Source organism: Corynebacterium sp. ES2775-CONJ (assembly GCF_024814515.1).
In the GTDB taxonomy this organism is placed as follows: domain Bacteria; phylum Actinomycetota; class Actinomycetes; order Mycobacteriales; family Mycobacteriaceae; genus Corynebacterium.
Map to the genome: position 1 here is coordinate 72,432 of NZ_JANUXT010000002.1, position 21,775 is coordinate 94,206.

Below are 21,775 nucleotides of genomic sequence, written 5' to 3' on the forward strand. Positions count from 1 at the left end.
ACCTTTCTTCCACTAGGGTGAAAGGTTTTCCCCTCAAAACTTACGCTACCGTAGCTTACCGCACCGTAGGTTATTGTGCAATAAAAATCCCACTGCCATGTATGCAGTGGGATTCTTAATTTATCGATGGTTTCTACAACAGATCGATTAACACCGGCAGCTCGGATGGGTCATACCATGCCATATAATTATCGATAGCATCTCCCACGGCCAATTCCGCGATCTCATCACCAAGATCAGCTTCATCGATCACTTTGATGGCCTTCGCAGTGGCCTCCTCACTACCTGCGGCATCGACGTGAATGGCGGCCAGATCTTCACGGTGAATACGCGGTGGGTCCACACGCACCACAGCCTCCCCCAGGTCAGGATCTGGGTGAAGATTCGCATCGGGAAGATCTACTGAGATCACCACGCGACGGTGCGGATAATATTCCTCGTCATAGAGAGCGAGTAAACGTATAGACGCCCGCGCCGCCTCATCGAAAGCAATCTCCTCAAAATCTTCCTCTTCACCGGATTCATAGCTCTCCCGCAGTGCCGCGGTGACTGCGAAACCGTAGCCCGAACGCACGCTTAAGATTCCGTCCTCTTCCAAAGACCGCAAATAACCGACAGTGGCGGGAATATAGACTCGCACTAGAACTCGCCCTCAAACTTGAAAATACTCTGCAGCTCTACCAAGGTGCGATCAAATTGCTGATAGTAGGATCCCACGAGACCAGCTTCTACGGCACCGCGCACATTGACAATCGAATCGTCGACCATAACGCAGTCCTGCATGGGAATACCAATAGCATCGGCTGCTGCTTGGAAAGCAGCGAAATCAGGCTTCTCCGCCCCAATCTCTCCGGAAAGGACAACGGCATCTACCACACCGGAGCTAGCCAACACACGGATCGGCTCAGCACCGGGGCCGCCTGGATCATTGGAGAGTACGGCCGTCGCGATTCCCTGAGCTCGCAATGCCTTCAGTACATGACGCCAGCGATACTGCTCCTCTTCGGGGCCATCAAGCACCCCCACATAATCCACAATTAAGCCTTGCACGATTAATCTCCACCTCACTTTTTTAAGCCATATCGCTTACAATTAGACTGATCCTATTGTTGCATATATCTAGTAGGATTTTTTAGCACGAGGCATTCAGGGCTCGGGTCTAAAACCCGCCAAGCCCACCACCGCCCATGAATATCCTTACCATTGCTCGATAGGCCTACCACAGCTCGATCATCATTGGTTCCGTGGCGCTCAACCCTACCAAAGGAGCGTCATGTACCATCCTAAACCCGGATTCGCCCTTCTCCAGTGTGCAGAATACGAACCTCGCCGGATCTATCATCCGCCGCCGGTCACACTCCCCGAAGACATAACAACGCACATCAAATGCTCTCTCTACCGAGCGCTTCAATGCGCGTGCGGTCAAAAGCCCATCTCAGTCCTGCGCGCCAGCTCTTACGACGCAGCAGTCATCAGGCATATACGCGCAAAACTAAAGGGACAGCCAACCTCACATCCACAGCTCGGCCATATCCAGATCGCCAGCCTCCATTTTTTCCGCAAGAAGGACACCTATCACACCTCCCTCGACGCCCCCGTGCACGTATACGAGGCTTATGGCACCTTTTCAGTCGGCCCTGATCACCGCGCCTTTACTGCCACCGTCAAGAAAGAAGAGGGCACCGCAGTCCGTATCTCCACTCTTCGCGTTATCTGATCTCTGATACCCAAAGGAGCGGGCTGCAACCATCCTGTCTATCAGGGGTTACAACCCGCTCCGCAGGCTGATAATGATCGAGTTCTGTCTGCCGAGTGCGGTCTACGCCTCGGCGGAATCGCGCTGTTCAGCCAGTTGAGCAGCAGCGGCATCAGCTTGGGCCTGGAAGGTGCGCCGGAGCATGAAAAGCTGGCGTACGGTTTCTTCCTTGATGGCATCTTTCATAGCATTAAACATATCGCCTCCCTCTTTTTGGTATTCAACCAAGGGATCGCGTTGCGCCATGGCGCGCAAGCCGATACCTTCCTTGAGGTAGTCCATCTCGTAGAGATGCTCGCGCCATTTCTGGTCAATGATGGGCAGGATGACCTGGCGTTCGAGGTAACGCATCTGCTTGTCACCAGCGACTGTGCTGACCAGCTCTTCAAGAGCTGCATATTGTTCATGAGCATCAGCCAGCACGGCTTCCCGCAGTTCATCTGAACTCAGCTCGCCGGGGCGGCCATACTGGGAGCCTTCGATAAGCGACTGCGGGGTCATCGACGGTCCGTAGAGGGACTCCAGGGCATTCCACAGTGCGTCAAGGTCCCAATCCTCAACATAGCCATTGGCTGTAGCGCCATCCACGTAGGCGGAGATAGTTTCGTCAATCATCGCTTGGATATTATCGGCGATATTGGCTGACTCCAGAATCTCGCGACGCTCACGGTAGATGACCTTACGCTGCTCGTTCATGACCTCATCGTATTTGAGGACGTTTTTACGCATCTCAAAGTTCTGGTTCTCAACCTGTGCCTGCGCACCCTTTATAGAGTTGGTAACCATCTTTGCCTCAATAGGGACATCATCGGGAACGTTGAGGCGATTCATCATATTCTCCATGGTCTGCCCGACAAATCGAACCATCAGGTCATCGCGCATAGAGAGATAGAAACGAGTAGTACCTGGGTCACCCTGACGACCCGCGCGGCCGCGCAGCTGATTATCAATGCGGCGGGATTCGTGGCGCTCAGTACCGAGCACATATAAACCGCCCGCTTCGCGTACCTCGTCGGCTAGAGACTCCGAGCGCGTCTTTTGCTTTGCAAGCTCGTCATCCCAGGCGGCTTCGTATTCCTCAGGGGTCTCCACGGGATCCAAACCGCGATCGCGCAGTGCTATATCAGCCAAGATATCGGGGTTACCACCCAGCACAATATCGGTACCACGACCGGCCATATTGGTAGCAACCGTGACAGCACTTGGCAAGCCTGCCTTGGCTACAATTTCGGCCTCTTCAGCATGATGCTTGGCATTAAGGACATGATGCTTCACGCCTTTGCGTTGGAGGAGCTGAGATAAATACTCGGAGCGCTCCACTGAGGTGGTACCAACGAGCACCGGCTGGCGGCGCTGAACGCAATCAACGATATCTTCTACCACTGCGGCAAATTTTGCCTCTTGGGTCTTGTACACCAAATCGGTCATATCATCGCGGTGCGGTGGCCGGTTAGTTGGAATGGGAACCACGTCCAGCTTGTAGATCTGGTGCAATTCGGCTGCCTCTGTCTCAGCGGTACCGGTCATTCCGGCCAGCTTCTCATAGAGGCGGAAGTAATTCTGCAAAGTGATGGTGGCTAAGGTCTGGTTCTCATTTTTGATCTCCACCTTCTCCTTCGCCTCGATAGCCTGATGCATACCCTCGTTATAGCGGCGACCATCAAGCACACGGCCCGTGAAGTCATCGACAATCATGACCTCACCGTTGCGCACGATATAGTCCTTATCGCGGGTGAACAGCTCTTTAGCCTTCAATGCATTATTGAGATATGACACCAACATCGAATTCTCAGGGGCATATAGATTCTCGATACCCAGCATATCTTCGACGAAGGCAACACCCTCTTCACGCACACCAACGGTGCGCTTACGATGGTCGACATCATAATGGATATCCACCTTCATCTTCGGAGCGAGTGCCGCGAACACGTTGTAGTGCTGAGAGGCGCCATCAGCGGGACCTGAAATGATCAGCGGGGTTCGAGCTTCGTCGATAAGAATAGAGTCAACCTCGTCGACGATTGCATAATGGTGGCCACGCTGCACTAAATCGTTGAGGGTATGCACCATATTATCGCGGAGGTAATCGAAGCCGAGCTCGTTATTAGTACCGTAGGTAATATCGGCGTTATAGGCCTCGCGACGCTCGTCAGGGCGCATATTCGAAAGAATGACTCCCACTTCCAGGCCAAGGAAGCGGTGCACACGTCCCATCCACTCGGCATCGCGCTTAGCAAGGTAATCGTTAACCGTCACCACGTGCACGCCCTTACCTTCGAGCGCATTAAGGTAGGCGGGCAATACACAGGTCAGGGTCTTACCCTCACCTGTGCGCATCTCGGCCACTGAGCCGAAGTGCAAAGCCGCACCGCCCATCACTTGCACCAAATAGTGCTTTTGTCCCAAGACGCGCCAAGCAGCCTCCCTAGCAACAGCAAATGCCTCGAGAAGCAGATCATCGACGGTCTCTCCGTCTGCGATGCGACTCTTGAACTCTTCGGTCTTGGCTTTCAACTCCTCATCGGTGAGATCGGAGTACTGTGGCTCGAGAGCCAGCACTTCCTCTGCAATTTTCTGAAGACGCTTAACTTTGCGTCCTTCGCCGATGCGCAGCATCTTAGAAAGTCCGAACACGAGTGAGTTCCTTTACTAGCAAATGGTAAGTTTTAGTGGTTTTTAACCCCTCGCCCACCACGACGAACCGCAGCGAAACTCGGGAATAAAGGTTACCTATATCGTTCCAATAGGCACCTCGCTATTTCTCCGTGACCATTGTACTCACAACAGTTACAAAGCAAGAACCCCAATCATAGATTGGGGTGAAAAATCAAAGACCCTCCGCCGCCTCCCCGAGGGGACCACGGGCGGAGGGTCTGGCTCAACCGCGCACGACCTCGCGCGATCAAGCTTGACCTAGTTTGACCTAGCTCAAGGAGATCAAGCCATAATCGAATGCGTGGCGGCGATAAACCACCGACGGGTTACCCGTCTCCTCATTGATGAAGAGATAGAAATCATGACCAACCAATTCCATCTCGCTCAGCGCATCGTCAACGCTCATAGGCTTGGCGGGGTGCTCTTTGGTACGAACGATTTGTCCCGGCTGGATATCTTGGACCTGATCAGCATAAGGATCATGATCATATAATTCCTCGCGAGTATCCTCTTTGGCGGCTCGCTTCTCAGATTCATTGACCAATCCGGCAACAATCTCGCCAGTGTTCTTAGGGGCACGGTGACCAGATAGGGAGATCGAACGACGTGCCTTCACCTTACGCAGGGAACGTTCCATACGTGAGAGAACCGTTTCCAGAGCAGCGTAGAAAGAGTCCTCTTTCGCTTCAGCTCGCGCAATATGGCCTTTGCCGGTTGCCGTGATCTGGATCCGATCACTCTCGTTGGCGCGGCGTGGGTTGCGCTCGTGCTGGAGCTCCACGTGGAAGAAGGTGAGAGTCGGGTCGAGGCGGGCGATTTTTCCTAACTTGCTCCGCACGCGCTCCGCGAAGTGCTCTGGAACCTCGACATTACGGCCAGTAATTGTTAACTGGACATCGGGGCTCAGGGTATCTTTTTCAGCAGGCGTGGTCATAGTCACGTACCTTCCTGGTCGGCCGCCACCCGAATCTTGTGAAGGATTACTCAAGATAAGGAAAATGTGGCGGGAAGCAACTTCATTATCAATAATACATCGCGTCATAGTCATCGCGCCAAACCTTTTCTGCCTCTGCAGCTAGGCATGACTGAGCGCCAGAACTCCGTATACATTTGCGCCCGCCCAACTCAGAGCATTCACTGAGGCCCGCATTGTAGCTCCTGTGGTCAACACGTCGTCGACCACCACAACATTTCCTTTGAGCTGGCTTTTTAAGGCCACAGCGCGCTGCATATTTCGAGCACGGTGTGTCGCCGAAAGCCCCACCGATTCCTGTGTTGATTCCCTCAAGTACAAACAATCGGCCACCTCCATCCCCGAGGCTTGGCATATGCGCCGCACCGGGTCTCCGCCCCGTTTACGCGCCGAACTGCGCTTCGTGGGCGCCGGCACTAGTATGACCGGCTCCGGCAAATGTCCGCAGACATATAAATACTCAACACTCGCGCGCAGCACAGCTCCGAGGAAAGGAATAGCATCATAACGCCCGCGCTCTTTGATCTGGATAATCGTTCGCCGTCGCACTCCACCGAGAGGCCCCAAGGAGAAAGTAGGCACCTGGGGGTCGATTCGCAAGGACACGGGGCTTGGGATACTCCGAAAGACCTGTTCGCACTCTGAGCACACAATAACCCCTGGGTGCCGGCATCCCACACACTCTTTGGGTAAGAACAGCTCTCTAAGGGGCAAGAGCACCGCGCAGCTCCCAACTTATGGAATTAGCTCACCAGATATTCAACAACCGACCTTCACCTGTAACCATAGTGGTCGCAACCCCGAGTTGCTAAGCATAGTGCCTCTCCGTATTGGGGAATCGGGGGCCCCCGATTCCCCAATATGGAGGAGGGGGGATTACTTCTATTGAGGAATCACCGTCACAGCGCGCTCGCCTTCTAAACCTTGGATCTCGCGCCAATAGGTTGCCGATCCAGTAGTTGACAGCTGCAAGCTTGCGCGGGCGTCGGTGATATATACGGCCGATTGGTTGCTACTGAGATTGACTACCGGCGCTACTATATTGCCGGAAGACAGTGCCAGCGCTGAGGATCCGTCGGGTTCGGCACGCCACACGGGAGTATCACTACTCGAAGTCCCCACATACAGGGTGCCCTCAGGACCCCAATCGAGTGATACCGCTGAACCGCGAGCCACTTGGAGGATCTCATAGCGGTTACTGAGCTTGCGCTCTCCTGCACGCGGGGTGGAAACTGTAGCAATATAAACGTAGCCATCAATAATAAAAGCCGCGCGTACGCCGTTATTAGACAAAGCGAAAGCAGATATATCGGGGCTATTGTCGTTGAGATCGAGATCAGCAATGTCGACGTCGATCAGTGCGCTTTCTTTACTACTCTCCGAACGTGCAATGCGCTTAATAGAATTACCATCTGCCACCACCCACAAGGCTTTGCCCTTATTTTCGAAAGTGGGTTGGGTAAACGTGCGAGCTTCAGCGACGGTGGTCAGGGCTCCGTCAATATCCCCGATGAGCAACTGGGATTGTTTAAGATCGCCAGAGCCATTGGTGCGCACGAGTGCGACAGTTTTGCTCTGGGCGGAAATATTGAAGGATTCAATATCATTGAGTGTGCCTAATGGGCCGGTAACCGGACTTTCTTGGCCAGCAGATACTTGGGAAATGGAGCCACCGGTCAGGGCATACATAGTTGCGGATGAGGCTCGGGCGGCCTGCGGGTTGAATTCAGGGAAATCGTCCACGGTAAGATTGGCGTCTCCCTCGGCAGTCAGCAATGGGACCCCGTCAACATCGAAACGGTACGGTCCCGCGATCCCTGCAGTGGCAAGCGTCCACACGAGCTGGGCAGCGAGTCGGTGACGGGCATCATCATCAAATTCGGCAAAACCGGCGAGCTGATAGATGCCGTTGTCAATCCCGACAAAACTGGCGGTGGCGGGGATTTGATCGAGGACTCCTGGGCTGAGAGCCTTCGAGGGGCCTGCGATAATGAGGCTAATGAGAGCCGATCCCAGAGAGCTGGAGCCGGAATATACCCAGCGTTGGTCGGCGACAAGGGTATCGCCTGCGGGATTGAAGAAGAAAATTGCTTGGGTAAGGTAACGATTGCGCAGTTCAGTACGTTCCACCACAATCTCGTTGGGGCTATTTGAAATTCGCCACTGGCCGTCGACTCGCACCAGTTCAACGTCCGCACGATAGTCGCTACGCTGCGGATTATACGCCCCACCTTCGCTGATGGTGCCTACCACAGTACCGGTAATGGTATAAGAGAGTTTGTTAGTGTCGCGGGCAATATTACTCGACATATCTATGCGATCTAATACCGTAATAATCGGCTGAGGTGCCCACTTTTGGGCAAAGGAGGCGGTGAGATAATGTCGAGCCTGTTGGTAATTTTGGCTGGGATTCGCGCTTGCAGCATAGAAATCACGTACGAGGAGATCAGGTTCACGTCCTAGTATTGGCCCGGGCTCTTGGGTGGGAGTTTGGCTACTAAGACTCCGTAGTGCTTGCGGTTCACTCGTCGAGGGAAGGGTCACACACCCAGTCAACGCGCTGATCGAGACAACTACGAAGATTAGCCCACAGGGATTCTTGACGTACATAAATGAGAACTCGTCTTTCAAAGGTCCGCTACGGCATTTAAGCGTTCGGAGGCATCTGGGATGTCAATGCGAAGGGGTAGTGGGTCTTGACCATAACCCTCACCCGGTAGCTTGGGAATAGTTAAGCGAAAGCATGAGCCAGCACCTGGGAATCCGGTGGCCTCGAGACTGCCACCATGGAGAACCGCGTCCTCATGTGAAATGGCTAAGCCCAGTCCAGTTCCCCCTGAATGGCGCACGCGCGCCGGATCCGCTCGCCAGAATCGATTGAAAACCAAGTCTTCCTGACCGCTCTTGAGTCCAACACCGTGATCTGTCACGGTCACCGATACGGCCTGCGCATTTTCCCCGATCGCTACCGTTACCGGTTTCCCCTCGGAGTGGTCGATGGCGTTTGCTAGGAGATTGCGCAAGATACGCTCGATGCGCCTCGGGTCGCACACCACTTGCACGGGCGCATCGGGAAGATCGAATTCAACGTCCACATGAAGTTCGGTTGCTAGATGCGACGTATATTCATAGGCACCCTTGACGCAGGCCCGCATATCGATGGTCGATTCTGCGAGCTCAGCTACTCCCGCATCATGGCGAGAGATCTCCAGGAGGTCGTTCAACAGTGCCTCGAATTGATCGAGTTCACTGACCATCAGTTCGCTGGCCCGCCGCATTGCGGGACTTAACTCCTCATTATGAGACTGGATCATATCAGCTGCCATGCGCACTGTCGTTAAGGGAGTACGCAGCTCGTGGGACACGTCAGAGGTAAATTGGCGCTGTAGGCTGCCATATTCTTGCAGCTGATCGATTTGCTTCGATAGCGAAGCTGCCATGGTATTGAAGCTCTCCGCCAATCGCCCCATTTCGTGCTCGCCTTCAACAATCATGCGTTCTCGTAGATGCCCAGCGGCAAAGCGTTCAGCAATGCGACTGGCCGCTCGAACTGGTGCTATAACCTGGCGAATTGTTAGCCACGTGATACCCATCATAAGAACCACAAGGACTAGGCCTGCTGCAGCGAAAACGCCGCGCAGTAGTGATAGCGTAGCGCGCTCAGCCTCCATTGATAGCACCAGATAAACCTGCAGATTCGGGATATCAGATTGAGTTGGCGTGCCAATGATCATCGCCCGATAGCTGGTGCCGTCGGCACGCGAAATGGTAGCAAATTGATATGATACTTGGCCTTGGGAAACAAATGATCGCAGCCGTTCCGGGATGCGATACGCCTCCGGGGCAACCACAATTGAATCGTCGGGGCCCTCCACGAGTAGTACTGGCTCGTATGCAGTCTGTGAATCCGGTGAGTTAATCGATCGCGAGGTTAGCGCTGCTCGCGCCGCATTGAGACGTACCTGCACACTTGAGCTTGTTGAGGTTGCCTCGATTTGTTGCTCTACCGCGATCCGCGCTCGCTCGATCTCAGCATCAGCGATATCCAGTTTTGCCTGAATCAGCTTGGAGGTCACTATAGAGACCAAAATATAGGCCAATCCCAGCATTACCACCAAAGAGGACGCCAAGATAGTGGTGATCAGGCGGTATTGTAGCGAGGTGCGCCAGCTTTCGGCGATCCAAAACCGTAGTCGATGGTGATTGCTCCGGAACTTTTTAATAAAGGGTCGTAGCTTCACTAGTCGCCAGTCTTATAACCCACACCGCGCACGGTTAGGACAATCTGCGGATTTTCGGGGTCTTTTTCGATCTTGGCGCGCAAGCGCTGGACGTGTACATTCACCAGGCGCGTATCGGAGGCGTTCCGATATCCCCACACTTTCTGTAGCAATTCTTCGCGTGTGAAAACCTCTCCGGGTTTTGAAGCTAGTTCCGAGAGCAAATCAAATTCCAGGGGTGTTAGGGAAATCTCCTCGCCGCCACGTGTGACGGTATGACCTTTGACGTCAATATAGAGATCCGCGATATGTACAGAGTCATGAGTTTTATCTGCTGCGCCGCGTAAACGAGCGCGCACGCGAGCCACCAGCTCTTTGGCTTTAAACGGCTTGGGGATATAATCGTCCGCTCCCGATTCGAGACCGAGAACTACGTCGACTGTATCGGTTTTGGCGGTCAGCATCACGATAGGCACGGCAGAATCCTGGCGAATTGCACGGCAGATATCGATACCATTCATCCCCGGCAGCATGAGGTCGAGCAGGATTAGATCGGGGTTCTCCCGGTAGCAAGTATCTACCGCCTGAGCACCATCGTTGACTACCACGCTGTCAAAGCCCTCAGCTTCGAGCACTAGCGAGAGCATTTCTGAGATCGCTGGATCGTCATCGACTACGAGAATCTTATGGGCCATCTTCTTCTTTTCCTTCTCACCCCAGCGGCCTGCAGGCGGTGCAGCGAGAATTCAGTTGTTTGGTTGTTGAGCAGATGAGAGGTCGTACCGATAATGTTAGAGCTAAGCGAGCAACAACACTAGTCTCGGGGTTGAGTTTGTGGTCGCATATATTCGGTGAGATTGGTGCAAGCGGGTAGCTTTTCACGGACTTGGGCTTCAACCTCCGCGTGATTGTACTGTCCGTCAATGATCAACCATGGGGAATACCAATTTTCCTGCGCTAATCGTCGATAGGTGGCGGCGGTACGATTTTGCAGACCACGATCGGCCTCATAGCTATCAATCGCACGGTCAGTATCGGTGCTAGCACGGTGGTGAGCGCGCTCATGGGCGAGCTCAGGTGATGTAGCTAATAATATTTGAAGATCAGGTACGGGCAACCCTTGCTCTATGAATTCGAAGGTTGCCACCCACTCTACAAGTGCTTCGTCTAGGCTACGCGCCGCGCTATAGGCAGCGTTACTAGCGACATACCTGTCGAGGATCAATACGCGGCGGGGGTCGTATGCATATGAAGCTATATAGTCTTTGACCTCTGCACGATCGAGAGCGAAAAGTACCGCCATAGCATTAATAGAGTCGGCAACGTCCCCAAGATCATGATGAAGCGCCCGCTGCGCCAGCTGTGCGTGTATGGAGTCTTGGTAGCGGGGGAAAGAGAGGGTGTCTGCATCGAAGGCGTTCCGCAACCGTTTCACCAAGGTATTCTTTCCGGCCCCATCGATACCCTCAATCGCAATAATCATCTAGCGTTCCATTCTCTCCTGGGTTACTCTAGGTCAGCGCCTCAGTATAGACATCGAGATCAAGATCGGTTTCCGCTAATTCGAGAATCGAGCTGGCGCTTTCACGAAGCTCCTCATCACCATGACCGATAAGCTCTCGTATAAAAGGATAGTGTTCTACCACTTCCCCATCGGTATAAGGAGCCGAAGCCCAAATAGCCACGATCGTTGCGGCGGCGAGTCCAATAATGAACTCATCATCACTGCCTTGGTCATCGAGCCCTAGGAGAATTGCATCGTGAATATTGCTCGCGATCTCAGACTCGTCCAGCATAGCAAGCTCGTCAAGGAAAGAAGTGACCACTTCTTCATTGAAGATTTCATGATCCCACGCGTGCATATCAACGTCCTTCCGCATCGAGCTGGTACCTATTTGTATCTTGATTTGTAGTCGTAGTCGATCGCATTATCAAGCCCTTCTAGGCTCGGGCGACAAATACCTGCCCAGACCCGGTCAGCTTAATCTCGCAAGGGTCAGCCGCTGAGATCCACACTGCTTGAGTGGGTGTCAAATCTAGCTCGGCGTCTCCGTTACCAACTGTTATTTCGCCCTGCGTACAAAGAACGATGCGTGGACCGCTCAGAGATACTGTGCGCGTGTCGACGATATCAAAGCGGTGTAAATCGAAGGCATCAAGATTGACCTCGTAGCGCCCGTCACGATCTCTGAGCGTAGGCTCTGCTAGAGACTCAAAGCGCAGCACCTTGACCAATTCTGGAACGTCCACATGTTTAGATGTGAGGCCACCACGCAAGACATTGTCGGAGTTGGCCATGATTTCAACTCCCATCCCACGGCAGTATGCATGGAGATTTCCAGCGTCCAGAAAGATAGCCTCCCCGGGCTGCAGAACGAGATAATTAAGGAGTAAACCACCCAGCACTCCCACATCACCTGGGTAGTGCTCATGGAGATTGACAATATTTCTCGCGGCGTCAACCATCCAGGTATTTTCTTCCACTGGGTGGTTCTCCATGTCCCGGATAAATGCTCGGGCTCGTTCTACGATCGCTGCAATGAGGGTGCGGCGGGCTGGAGCTGGGATGGAGATCCAGGTGGTAAATAGTCCTCTCAAGCCTGTCTCTTCTGGAGTGCTATCATCGTCACCTAATATCGCTAGATAGCGGTCTAGCTCCGGACATGCCAAGGCTTGAAGCAATTCTCTTGTTAATTTCAGCGGTCGGAAGCCCGCCATCGCGTGAAATTCTGTCAGTGCGACTAAGAGTTCCGGTTTTGGTTGTGGGTCGCGGTAATTACGGTGCGGATCACGGATATCGATACCACTGGCATTTTCCCGCTCGAAGCCTTCGCGGGCTTGGTGTGCAGATGGATGCGCCTGCAAAGACAGCGGTTCATTTGCGGCTAGGATTTTCAGCAAATAAGGTAGCTCGCCAGAAAACTTCTCCGCTATATCTACACCTAGATGAGCCGCGGGGTCCTCAGCAATAAGTTCATCCAGTTTCTGCCCGTCGACTCGCGCCGGGAGTGCGGGGTGGGCGCCGTACCAGAGTTCCGCCTCTGGGTGTTTGCTTGGCTCTGTTTCTCCTCTGAGTTGAGCAATGAGGGTTCGTGAACCCCACGGGTACGCCTGGGTGGGAGGATCTAAGGGCAGCATCATAATAGGGTAGGATTCTCCGTCTCGTTAGATGATAAGGATTTTAAAAGTACACGGTAGCAGCATAGGCTCTGACGCTCAGTTGCAATTGAGCTGCGAGACCACGCTCGGTAACACGTTCTGTAACGACCCCGGCGCCCACTTCGTCGGTTGCATTCCACATGATGGTTGTCAGTGTTGGAGCTGTGACAGGATCATCAAGGAATGGGTCATAGAAGATATCTTTGACTGGTCGCTCACGGTTTCTTGCTCTATATCCAGCGGCTAGCTGCATATCTGCGGCTCCCAGAGCCGCACTTACCCGCCCATATGATGTCCACAATGTGGCGATAAGCTGGACTAATTCATAATCGCCTGGTTGCTCTGTAGAAGGTGTTGTATGAATAATGGAACCGGATAGATCCGCTAAAGCTACAGCCGGATTCTCCGTACGGTCGCGTTGAGGTGAACATGCCTGCAACTCGGCATCGATACCATCGGCCAGATCTTTGAATTTCTGTGCGACAATCAGCGCCTCAGAATCCGCCAACTCAAAGAGTGCCATAACAGTACCCGTCAGTCTCATCAGACTCAGACCTTCGTGTGTGGGCACGGTGGGGATGATAATAGCTCCGGGGGCAACGTCGGCAAGCAGCGGAGAGTGGGCATCGACAGCAAGCACCACATCGATCCCTCGGGCGAGCAGCTGATTGACATGGCGCGCGCTGTCGGGAGTATCAAGGCCCCCATTGCTAAGGATGATCACCACGTCCAGCGCGCCAATATATCCGGGAATATGGTCCACTACAACAACAGGGCACGGCAGCGGGTTAAAGAAGCTCACGGCCAATAAGGCGCACTCTCTGGCAACCGAATGGTCAGTCACTATGACCACGCTGCGCGGTCGCATTCCGACGAACGTGGCTAAGGTCGGCCGAGGATTATTCTCCGCTGCCAGCTGGACTCCTTCTTCGATAGCCGATGCGAGTGCGCGTAGATAGGCGCCTTCGTGGGCGATATCGTAAAAGGCGACGGCGAGCGGATCGTAGTCCGACATGTGTTAGCTCCTGATAATCTGAAGGATCTTTGTTACCAGACTATCAACCTCTTGTGCTGTGGGGGCTTCGACATTGAGCCGCAACAGGGGCTCTGTATTGGAGGCACGAATATTGAACCAGGCTGGCGAATCCTTTAAAAAGACGCTAACTCCGTCGAGCTCATCAACCGCAGCAATCCGCTCGGCGAAGGCCTCGAGGACTGCCTGCGTGCGTTGCTGCTGTTCAGCTGCGGAACTCAGGCGAGTATTGATCTCCCCAGAGGCGTGATAGCGATGATATTTGGCCATCATCTCACTCAACGACTGATCGGTGGAACCCAAAGCCGCGAGAACGTGGAGGGCGGCAAGTAGACCGGAGTCAGCATGGAAGAATTCTTGGAAGTAGTAGTGCGCTGAGTGCTCACCACCGAATACAGCTCCCTCATCTGCCATTATTTTCTTAATAAAGGAGTGTCCCACCCTGGTGCGCACTGCTCTCCCCCCGTTTTCGGCGATAATCTCCGGCACCGAACGGGAAGTAATGACATTGTGGATCACGGTTGCTTGCGGGTACCGCTCGAGATAACGCTCGGCAATAAGTGCACAAATGGCGGAAGGGCTCACTGATTGTCCCTTTTCGTCGATGACAAAACACCGGTCGGCGTCCCCATCAAAGGCAAGCCCGATATCTGCGCCAACCTTCGGAGTAAAAGCTTGTAAGTCCTCGAGATTCTTCGGGTCTAAGGGGTTCGCCTCGTGATTAGGGAAGGTTCCATCGAGTTCGAAGTAGAGAGGTTTAATGTCGATGGGAAGAGAGGAGAAAACCTCCGGCACCGTTAAGCCCGCCATACCGTTGGCTGCGTCTACGGCTACCGTCAGGGGGCGTATATCCTTCAGGTCCACCAGGCCTTTGAGGTAATTGCCGTAGTCCTCGAGACAATCTTCTGTGTCGATGGCCCCTAGAGGACCATGGTAGGGAGGAATCCCTTCGAGCAGCATCTCGGTAATATCGGCTAGACCGGACTCTTGGCCTACCGGTTTCGCTCCAGCGTGGCACATTTTGATGCCGTTATACTGGGCCGGGTTGTGGGATGCAGTAAACATTGCACCAGCTAAATTGTAGTGCCCCGAGTAAAAGTATAATTGATCAGTGGAGCTGAGCCCCACGATCACCACGTCTATACCCTGTTCTGCTGCACCTTCGGCAAATGCACGAGATAATTCAGGGGAGCTAGGACGCATATCGTAACCGATCGCGATTTTCTCCTGGCCCATTGTACGTACGAGGTATCCAAAGGCAGCACCGATATCCTTAACGAGGTGGGCGTCTAGGCTTTCACCGTAGACCCCGCGGACGTCGTAAGCCTTGATCACAGCCTCAATAGATTCCCGGGAGCGCATAACGTGGACCTGATTTCTTAAGACTAGGGCGCGATGACTAATCGCAAGCGATTAAAAACAATCCACCATTCTACGATGCGCAGAGAGTGTGCGCTAGTTCTTCACTAGGCTAAGAATTTTCTGAATCTGCTTAATCCGCGTCGCTGCTCGTGTCTTCGGCATCAGGCACGAGAGATAAGTGAGCTCTTCGCTGTGCTTTTTCGGCAGCCTTTGCTTTACCACGTTTGGCTGGATGGTGTGGAGCCAATTCGGCCCCTGGAGATTGATTGAGTTGAGCCTCTTGTAATAAACCAGATTGCAGCCTGCCTTGTTCTCGGACAGCCTCAGCTAAGGCGGTCAGATCATCTTCGCCAATCTCGGGGGCATCAACGCGCACCATCTCCCAGCCTTTTGGAGCAGTAATTTTAGCGGCGTGTCGCTCGCATAGGTCCCAGGAATGCGGATCGCTGTTGGCAATGAGGGGACCGACATAGGCGGTGGAGTGTGCATAGGCATAGGTCAACGTCGCTACGGCCACCTGACCGCAGCCTGGGCGAGAGCAACGACGAATCTGATTCACAACTGGCAAGTCTAATCCTTTACTTGAGCTTTTTCATCCTACGGCGCGCCCTTAGCATCCAGAAGCTCGATCCCGATACCCTAAACGGTATGCACCAGGGAAAAATTCGACGCGATCGACACGGACATGGCGTTCGCGGTCCGCTTTTGCCGCCCGCGCTGCCCCGATTTCGGAACCGCCGCGAGCTTTTTGATGCTGATATCTTAAACGCCTACGCCCCTTTTCAGGAACACTATTTCGACCAGCTAAGCATGTTAGATATCGCGGTGGACATTATTCCTCGGATGCGGTTGAATACTGATTTTCAGGCCTTTCCACGCGATATCGTGGCCGATGGGCCTGTACCCCTAGCACGCCTGATTTCGGCGGGCGTGGATCGCGACGGCCATGCGACCAGAGCGAGAATTGTGCTTTTCCGCATGCCAATTGAGCAGCGTGTAGATTCGCGTCTAGAACTTAATGAAGTACTGACAACGATATTTCGTCGACTCGTCGCCGAATATCTCAACCTCACCCCGGATGATCTTCCCCTGTGAGGCCTCAAGCACTTTCGACCCCTATAGATAGATATGGGGTACCCCTCGAGATTCTTTGAAGACACCTCAATGGAGAGTTAATAATAGCCCCCTGCCTCGTATACGAGGGTGTGGAGGCTTAAATTGGATGTGTGCACCGTTAGTTCTCTTCACGAGAGCATATGGGGTGGCGTCTAACTAATCTCTCGCTTTAAGCGGCGGCGTTCACGTTCCGAGAGTCCACCCCAAATTCCAAATCGCTCATCGTGGGCGAGAGCGTATTCGAGGCAGTCATCTTTCACTTCACATGCTTGGCAAATACGCTTTGCTTCGCGGGTAGATCCACCCTTTTCGGGAAAAAAAGCTTCAGGATCGGTTTGAGCACACAGTGCCTGTTCCTGCCACTCTTGTTCGATGGCGTCGAATAGAGAATCGAGGCCGAGATCGCGGTGCGAGCGGGGATGAGGCGCGGCGTTGCCAGCGAAATCTTCCACGCCAGCCTCCTTTGCTCATAGTAAATCAATAAGTCTTTAACGGTTTATGCGTATATTCGCCACGCGGAGAGACTTGCGCCTACATAGCACAATTCTTTGCGTATGCGCCGAAGCGAGGCCTGGCAAATAACATACTTGAGATTCAACACGGTGACACAAGATGTCGTCAAGCTAAAGAGCGCATCTCCTGCGAAGCATTTTGATTTATGCAGTTCATAGATCACACACGCCACAGCTTTAACATGCCGGCGCATCGCGGGGGTCACTATGGGGGTACCACATCTTGTGCCTACCCCCAATAATTATCGCAAGTACCCTTAAAAAACACCCGGCCATAGCATCAGGCCATAGCACTAATTAGTGCTCCTCGAATAGGCAGCGCTACTGCAGCGACCGCTCTAACTATCGGAGGAAAAACGAATTCCACCATCAGGAATGACCACTCCGGGCCATACCCGCATCCCCGTTAACAACTCACAGCGGGCACCGATCTGAGCACCCTCACCGATAACGCAACCTTTGATGCGGGCGTTGGCGCCAATATGAGCCCCGTGTGAAATGATCGAATCCTCAATGATTGCACCAGGTTCAATGGTGACTCCATCGAAAACAACCACATCATCTAAACGGCACCCGGCTCCCACTTCGGTACCGCGCCCAATGACTGTGCCACCCAGTAAAAGCGTGCCCTCTCGCACGAGCGCTGAAGGATCAACCAGGGATTCCCCATTTTTACCTGCCAGGAGTGGCGAATAAGCGATTCCGCGCACCAAGTCAGAGGATCCGCGCACAAAATCGTCCGGGGTGCCCATATCTCGCCAGTACGCGGTATCGACAAATCCGTAAAATTTTCGCCCTTGCTCCAAAAGCAAAGGGAAGGTGTCGCGCTCCACACTCACGACTCTATTGGGCGGTATTTGCTCGATGATTTCTTTTTTAAACACATAGCAGCCAGCATTGATCTGGTCTGTTGGCGGGTCTTCAGTTTTTTCTAAAAACTTCAACACTCGACCAGCGGAGTCTGTGGGCACGCATCCAAACGCCCGTGGATCCGACACTCGAACGAGGTGCATGGTGAGATCGGCGTCTTTAGCTCTATGAGCCTCGAGAATGGCCTCCAAATTTGTGCCACCTAAGACGTCACCGTTGAAAACGATGACATTGTCGTGGCGCAGTTTTTCATAGACATTGCGGATACCGCCACCCGTTCCAAGTGGGGTTTCCTCAAAGACATACTCAATCTCTAGACCAAACTCTTCGCCGGTACCGAAATATTCTTGAAAAACCTCGGCTTTGAAGGAGGTTCCTAAGATGACGTGGGTAATCCCTGCGGCCTTAATTCTAGCCAGAAGGTGTGCGAGAAACGGCACTCCTGCCGTTGGCAGCATAGGCTTTGGGGTGTGCGTCGTCAAAGGACGCAACCGGGTACCCTTGCCGCCGACAAGAACAACAGCATCGGTTGTCTCGCCCCATCCCGCCGATCCATCCACGTTCCTCAAACCTCCTCATTGTTCTTCAACGCTAAAAAATTGCATCCGCCCATATCCCAGCAACGCGCGACCACCCGCTGCAGACCGAGCCTTAGACCAAGCACTAGACCAAGCCTTGATCCAAGGCTTGAAAGGAGAAGCCTTTCTAGCGTTATCATGGCTATGCTACCCACCATCGACACCATCGCGGCGGTGACGCGCAGCCTGAACCATAATTATTGATCGCAGCCTTAAACCCAACCACAGGGCAAATCGAATCGGCAGATTTGCGAAACCTGGATGCCGATCAGCTTGGAAGCGATAAGCCGAATCATGGTGTGCTGGCAACATCTTCTCAGGCAATTTGCTTGCCGCATGCCCTACTGCGTGCGTTATTTCGGCGTCGGGGCAAAAGATATTGACATAGCCTGCACGCGCGAAGCGATCGCCTAGATCCACATCTTCCATATACATAAAGTACCGTTCATCAAAACCACCGACCTCTGCAAAGGCATCGAAGCTCACCAGCAAACAAGAACCCGACAGCCACCCAGCTTCTCGCTGCCGATCCATGACTGCATTATTCCGATAAGCTCTACTCCATGGATTATCGGGCCACATAGAGGCAAAGAGGGCATGTCCGATCCCATTAGATAATGTCGGGATCGCACGTGCCGAGGGATACGCCGTCCCATCCAGCTGCCTAATCAGAGGCCCGACAGCAGCCACTTTTTCTCCCCGCTCCCGCGCCTGACGGGCGCAGTTAAGCAGAGCGTCGATGCTACCTGGCTGAAATTCCACATCTGGGTTAGAAATGAGAAAATACTCGCTGTTGATTGCTCTGTGGTTGATATCTCCGTGGTTGATATCTCTGTGTTCGGAGCGTTCATCATGTTCACGGCGTTCACGGCGTTCACGAAGCGTGAGCAGATGCTCATAGGCGACGTTTATGGCGCTCCCATAGCCGAGATTTCCGCCAGTGGGCAGGAAAGTGATCCTCGTATTGTCAGCTGCAGCGCGCTCAGGCGCCCCGTCGACAGACCCATTATCGGCCAGAATGAGTTCATAACCGTCGCTTGTGGCCGATTCAAGGGAGTCGATAAATCGCTTCAGATATACCCCTGGGGAAAACGTCACTGTCACTACTGCAATCGGCTCATTCACAAGGCCTAAGTTTAGTGCCCGAACCCGCCCGTCGGGTACTCGCGGCGTGTCGCGTCGGCTAAACTCAACACCATTATTAAATCTCGATCGAGGAAGACTTTAACCACCGTGAGCACCACCCCAAAGCGCCCCGTCCGCGATATCAGCCCCGCCCCTCATTACCTACCCCAAACCGCCCAGCAAGGCCCTGGGGTAGTTAAGGTGCTGCTCGCCTTTATCTCCGCTGCGGTCCTCACGATTTCTGGCGTGGGCTACGCCACTGTGGGGCGTGTGGGAAACTCCGTCGCATCCGCAGGCTCACTCGAACTTGGCGGCGACCAGGGAGTCAAGGAAGAAAAACTCGATGGCGCTATCGATATCCTCCTTGTCGGATCCGACTCACGCACGGATGCGCAAGGCAATCCCCTCACCCCTGAAGAGATCGAGCTACTACACGCTGGCGACGAAGAAGCCGATAATACTGACACCATCATGCTCATCCGCATCCCCAATGATGGGACATCAGCCACTGCGATCTCCATTCCACGAGACACCTATATCGCAGACCCTGAGCTGGGCAATATCAAAATTAACGGTGTGTACGCCGGCTATAAGGCAATCAAACGCACCGAACTCTTTAATGCTGGAATTGTCGACGAGCAAGAACTCGAAAGCCAATCCAAGCAGGCTGGTCGCAATGGGTTAATTGATGCTGTTACTAACCTAGCTGGAGTCACCATTGATCATTATGCGGAAATTGGTTTGCTGGGTTTTGTTTTGCTCACCGATGCTGTGGGTGGAGTCGATGTTTGTCTTAACAATGCCGTCTACGACGAATTCTCTGGCGCCGACTTCCCTGCTGGAGTCCAGACGCTCTCTGGTGGTAGCGGCCTGGCTTTCGTGCGCCAACGACATGGACTGCCCCGAGGCGACCTCGACCGCATCGTTCGTCAGCAAGCGTATATGGCCTCTCTCGTCAATAAAGTTCTCTCTACGGGCACCCTCACGAGCCCGGGTAAACTAGCCCAGCTAGGTCAAGCTGTCACCCGCTCAGTGGTGATCGACGAAGACTGGGATGTGATAAGCTTTGCCACCCAATTGCAGGATCTGGCTGGGGGTAATGTGCGTTTCAATACCATTCCAGTGGCCGATATCGACGGTGTCGGAGACTATGGTGAATCTGTCGTTACGATTGACCCCGACGAGGTCAAAGCCTTTTTCCAGGCGCTTCTTGGTACCGACGAAGAACCGGCCGACCCAGCCGATGCTCCGGCGGCCGACGAGGGTCCCGCTGAGAAAGATCCGACGCCCATCCAGGTACTGAATGCTTCAGCACAGTCCGGACTCGCAGCTGGCGCTGGCGCTTACCTTACCGAACAAGGCTTCACCATTGCCGACGTGGGTAATGCTGAGATAGGCCGCTACGATCGCACCCAGGTAATCACCCGAAACCTCAACGACTCAACTGCCCGCAAGATCGCCAAAGCTCTCGGCGGAGTGCCGGTAGTGGAGGATCCTGAGCTCGCGTATGAGGGGATCGTCGTGATCGCCGGGGGTGACTACTCCGCCCCAATTGGGGAACCGGGTGCCCCCGTGAACAGCAATACCGCAGAGCCAGAAAGCAACGATCCTGGAAGCGTCGTCAATGATGCTGCGGACTCCCCACAGATCGATGCAGGTGGCGATAGCCCACGCTGCGTTAACTAGCCCTTCACCACTAGACCTTCAAGGATCATTTGTGCCGTTACTCAGCCCTCTTATCACAGCCAACTCCGCAATCCCACGTCTGAGTACCTACGACGAGACCACTGGAGCTCGGCTCGACTTTTCTGCTCAAACTCTCGATAATTGGGCTAATAAGGTTGCAAATATGCTTATCGACGAGCTCGATCTCAACGAATCCGAAACAGTTGGCATCGCGCTGCCTAGCACGTGGCAAGCGGTATGCATTGCTCTCGGCTCTATTACGGCCTCGATTCCCTATCGTTTTCTCGACCCACACGAGCCTTTCGCAGACCCGGATGCAGCTGACGTAATCTTTGCGCCTCCACGCTCATTTAGCGCTGAATTCGATGGTGATATTGTCTTGGTCACCAACGACCCCTTTGGCCGCGGGGTGAAGGAAATAGGGAGCGATTTGCCCGAGGGCGCCATTGATTTCGGCCCTACCGTTCGCTACCATGGCGATTCATTCTCACAACCCAGCCCCGACCTGAAAACTCTCGCCCACCATACAATTCCCCACGAGGCTCGTGTGCTTAGTCGAGGGTGGAAAGATGCAGAGGGCTTCAATCAGGCCATCCTTTCCCCCTTTGCGGCATTAGGCAGCGTCGTCCTAATCAATGGCCTGGTGTCAGCTGAGCGGCTGGCCCATATACGAGAGAGCGAAAAAGTCTCTTTAGATCTCTAGACATATTGAGAAAATGGGGGCAATTCG

Annotated in this window: 21 protein-coding genes; 4 read left to right on the plus strand and 17 right to left on the minus strand. The window is 53.7% G+C overall.

The window, feature by feature from the left end; genetic code table 11:
• Window positions 1-133: 133 nt before the first annotated feature.
• Both NXT01_RS02580 and NXT01_RS02585 read right to left on the minus strand, forming a co-directional pair.
• Window positions 134-640, minus strand: coding sequence for a DUF6912 family protein (locus NXT01_RS02580; RefSeq protein ID WP_259077168.1), 507 nt, complete (start codon window positions 638-640; stop codon window positions 134-136).
• On the minus strand, window positions 640-1,050 hold the full coding sequence (locus NXT01_RS02585; protein ID WP_259077169.1) for an HAD family hydrolase: 411 nt from the start codon (window positions 1,048-1,050) through the stop codon (window positions 640-642). Before NXT01_RS02585 ends, NXT01_RS02580 begins: the two co-directional genes overlap by 1 nt.
• Window positions 1,051-1,273: 223 nt before the next feature.
• Between NXT01_RS02585 and NXT01_RS02590 the strand changes: the two genes are divergently transcribed.
• On the plus strand, window positions 1,274-1,717 hold the full coding sequence (locus NXT01_RS02590; protein ID WP_259077170.1) for a hypothetical protein: 444 nt from the start codon (window positions 1,274-1,276) through the stop codon (window positions 1,715-1,717).
• Window positions 1,718-1,819: 102 nt separating this feature from the next.
• Here NXT01_RS02590 and secA read toward each other — a convergent pair whose 3' ends face one another.
• The 12 genes from secA to NXT01_RS02650 form a co-directional block, all read right to left on the minus strand.
• Window positions 1,820-4,390, minus strand: coding sequence for a preprotein translocase subunit SecA (gene secA, locus NXT01_RS02595; RefSeq protein WP_259077171.1), 2,571 nt, complete (start codon window positions 4,388-4,390; stop codon window positions 1,820-1,822).
• 289 nt (window positions 4,391-4,679) lie between these two features.
• Entirely contained in the window at window positions 4,680-5,345 is a 666-nt protein-coding gene (gene hpf, locus NXT01_RS02600) for a ribosome hibernation-promoting factor, HPF/YfiA family (RefSeq protein ID WP_259077734.1), read from the minus strand.
• Between the two features lie 141 nt (window positions 5,346-5,486).
• Window positions 5,487-5,990, minus strand: coding sequence for a ComF family protein (locus NXT01_RS02605; protein WP_259077172.1), 504 nt, complete (start codon window positions 5,988-5,990; stop codon window positions 5,487-5,489).
• A 276-nt stretch (window positions 5,991-6,266) separates the two neighbouring features.
• The gene (lpqB, locus tag NXT01_RS02610) at window positions 6,267-7,994 is read right to left on the minus strand and encodes an MtrAB system accessory lipoprotein LpqB (protein ID WP_259077173.1); all 1,728 of its coding nucleotides are present in this window, start codon (window positions 7,992-7,994) and stop codon (window positions 6,267-6,269) included.
• Window positions 7,995-8,011: 17 nt separating this feature from the next.
• Complete coding sequence (mtrB, locus tag NXT01_RS02615) at window positions 8,012-9,625, minus strand: MtrAB system histidine kinase MtrB (RefSeq protein ID WP_396124706.1); 1,614 nt, start codon at window positions 9,623-9,625, stop codon at window positions 8,012-8,014.
• Window positions 9,625-10,299: an MtrAB system response regulator MtrA gene (mtrA, locus tag NXT01_RS02620; RefSeq protein WP_259077174.1), complete on the minus strand. Its 675-nt coding sequence runs from the start codon at window positions 10,297-10,299 to the stop codon at window positions 9,625-9,627. The genes mtrB and mtrA overlap by 1 nt, the downstream gene beginning before the upstream one ends.
• 119 nt (window positions 10,300-10,418) lie before the next feature.
• On the minus strand, window positions 10,419-11,087 hold the full coding sequence (locus NXT01_RS02625; RefSeq protein ID WP_259077175.1) for a dTMP kinase: 669 nt from the start codon (window positions 11,085-11,087) through the stop codon (window positions 10,419-10,421).
• 28 nt (window positions 11,088-11,115) lie between these two features.
• A complete protein-coding gene (locus tag NXT01_RS02630) occupies window positions 11,116-11,466 on the minus strand; it encodes a hypothetical protein (RefSeq protein ID WP_259077762.1) in 351 nt (116 codons plus the stop codon).
• 79 nt (window positions 11,467-11,545) lie between these two features.
• The gene (gene manA, locus NXT01_RS02635) at window positions 11,546-12,742 is read right to left on the minus strand and encodes a mannose-6-phosphate isomerase, class I (protein ID WP_259077763.1); all 1,197 of its coding nucleotides are present in this window, start codon (window positions 12,740-12,742) and stop codon (window positions 11,546-11,548) included.
• A 43-nt stretch (window positions 12,743-12,785) separates the two neighbouring features.
• Window positions 12,786-13,778 (minus strand): hypothetical protein, encoded by a 993-nt coding sequence (locus tag NXT01_RS02640; protein WP_259077176.1) that lies wholly within the window; start codon window positions 13,776-13,778, stop codon window positions 12,786-12,788.
• A 3-nt stretch (window positions 13,779-13,781) separates the two neighbouring features.
• Complete coding sequence (locus tag NXT01_RS02645) at window positions 13,782-15,158, minus strand: phosphomannomutase/phosphoglucomutase (RefSeq protein WP_259077177.1); 1,377 nt, start codon at window positions 15,156-15,158, stop codon at window positions 13,782-13,784.
• Between the two features lie 130 nt (window positions 15,159-15,288).
• Window positions 15,289-15,717 carry a DUF3499 domain-containing protein gene (locus NXT01_RS02650; protein ID WP_259077178.1) on the minus strand — a complete coding sequence of 143 codons (429 nt, stop codon included), beginning with the start codon at window positions 15,715-15,717 and terminating at the stop codon, window positions 15,289-15,291.
• 89 nt (window positions 15,718-15,806) lie between these two features.
• Here NXT01_RS02650 and NXT01_RS02655 point away from each other — a divergent pair, with 89 nt between their 5' ends.
• Window positions 15,807-16,253 (plus strand): metallopeptidase family protein, encoded by a 447-nt coding sequence (locus NXT01_RS02655; protein ID WP_259077766.1) that lies wholly within the window; start codon window positions 15,807-15,809, stop codon window positions 16,251-16,253.
• Window positions 16,254-16,426: 173 nt separating this feature from the next.
• Here NXT01_RS02655 and NXT01_RS02660 read toward each other — a convergent pair whose 3' ends face one another.
• The 3 genes from NXT01_RS02660 to NXT01_RS02670 form a co-directional block, all read right to left on the minus strand.
• Window positions 16,427-16,726 (minus strand): WhiB family transcriptional regulator, encoded by a 300-nt coding sequence (locus tag NXT01_RS02660; RefSeq protein WP_310470282.1) that lies wholly within the window; start codon window positions 16,724-16,726, stop codon window positions 16,427-16,429.
• Window positions 16,727-17,124: 398 nt separating this feature from the next.
• Window positions 17,125-18,216, minus strand: a complete 1,092-nt coding sequence (locus NXT01_RS02665) for an NDP-sugar synthase (RefSeq protein WP_259077179.1) — start codon at window positions 18,214-18,216, stop codon at window positions 17,125-17,127.
• A 165-nt stretch (window positions 18,217-18,381) separates the two neighbouring features.
• Complete coding sequence (locus NXT01_RS02670; RefSeq protein WP_259077180.1) at window positions 18,382-19,359, minus strand: glycosyltransferase family 2 protein; 978 nt, start codon at window positions 19,357-19,359, stop codon at window positions 18,382-18,384.
• A 108-nt stretch (window positions 19,360-19,467) separates the two neighbouring features.
• Between NXT01_RS02670 and NXT01_RS02675 the strand changes: the two genes are divergently transcribed.
• Both NXT01_RS02675 and NXT01_RS02680 read left to right on the plus strand, forming a co-directional pair.
• Window positions 19,468-21,045, plus strand: a complete 1,578-nt coding sequence (locus NXT01_RS02675; protein ID WP_259077181.1) for an LCP family protein — start codon at window positions 19,468-19,470, stop codon at window positions 21,043-21,045.
• 31 nt (window positions 21,046-21,076) lie between these two features.
• Window positions 21,077-21,748: a TIGR03089 family protein gene (locus NXT01_RS02680; RefSeq protein WP_259077182.1), complete on the plus strand. Its 672-nt coding sequence runs from the start codon at window positions 21,077-21,079 to the stop codon at window positions 21,746-21,748.
• Window positions 21,749-21,775 lie beyond the last annotated feature (27 nt).

What these genes read in the sequence shown, in the direction of transcription:
- manA (WP_259077763.1), bottom strand. Translation starts at nt 12,742, where the DNA reads ATGCTGCCCTTAGATCCTCCCACCCAGGCGTACCCGTGGGGTTCACGA.
- hpf (WP_259077734.1), bottom strand. Translation starts at nt 5,345, where the DNA reads ATGACCACGCCTGCTGAAAAAGATACCCTGAGCCCCGATGTCCAGTTA.
- NXT01_RS02655 (WP_259077766.1), top strand. Translation starts at nt 15,807, where the DNA reads ATGCACCAGGGAAAAATTCGACGCGATCGACACGGACATGGCGTTCGC.
- NXT01_RS02640 (WP_259077176.1), bottom strand. Translation starts at nt 13,778, where the DNA reads ATGTCGGACTACGATCCGCTCGCCGTCGCCTTTTACGATATCGCCCAC.
- NXT01_RS02645 (WP_259077177.1), bottom strand. Translation starts at nt 15,158, where the DNA reads ATGCGCTCCCGGGAATCTATTGAGGCTGTGATCAAGGCTTACGACGTC.
- mtrA (WP_259077174.1), bottom strand. Translation starts at nt 10,299, where the DNA reads ATGGCCCATAAGATTCTCGTAGTCGATGACGATCCAGCGATCTCAGAA.
- lpqB (WP_259077173.1), bottom strand. Translation starts at nt 7,994, where the DNA reads ATGTACGTCAAGAATCCCTGTGGGCTAATCTTCGTAGTTGTCTCGATC.
- NXT01_RS02625 (WP_259077175.1), bottom strand. Translation starts at nt 11,087, where the DNA reads ATGATTATTGCGATTGAGGGTATCGATGGGGCCGGAAAGAATACCTTG.
- NXT01_RS02590 (WP_259077170.1), top strand. Translation starts at nt 1,274, where the DNA reads ATGTACCATCCTAAACCCGGATTCGCCCTTCTCCAGTGTGCAGAATAC.
- NXT01_RS02630 (WP_259077762.1), bottom strand. Translation starts at nt 11,466, where the DNA reads ATGCACGCGTGGGATCATGAAATCTTCAATGAAGAAGTGGTCACTTCT.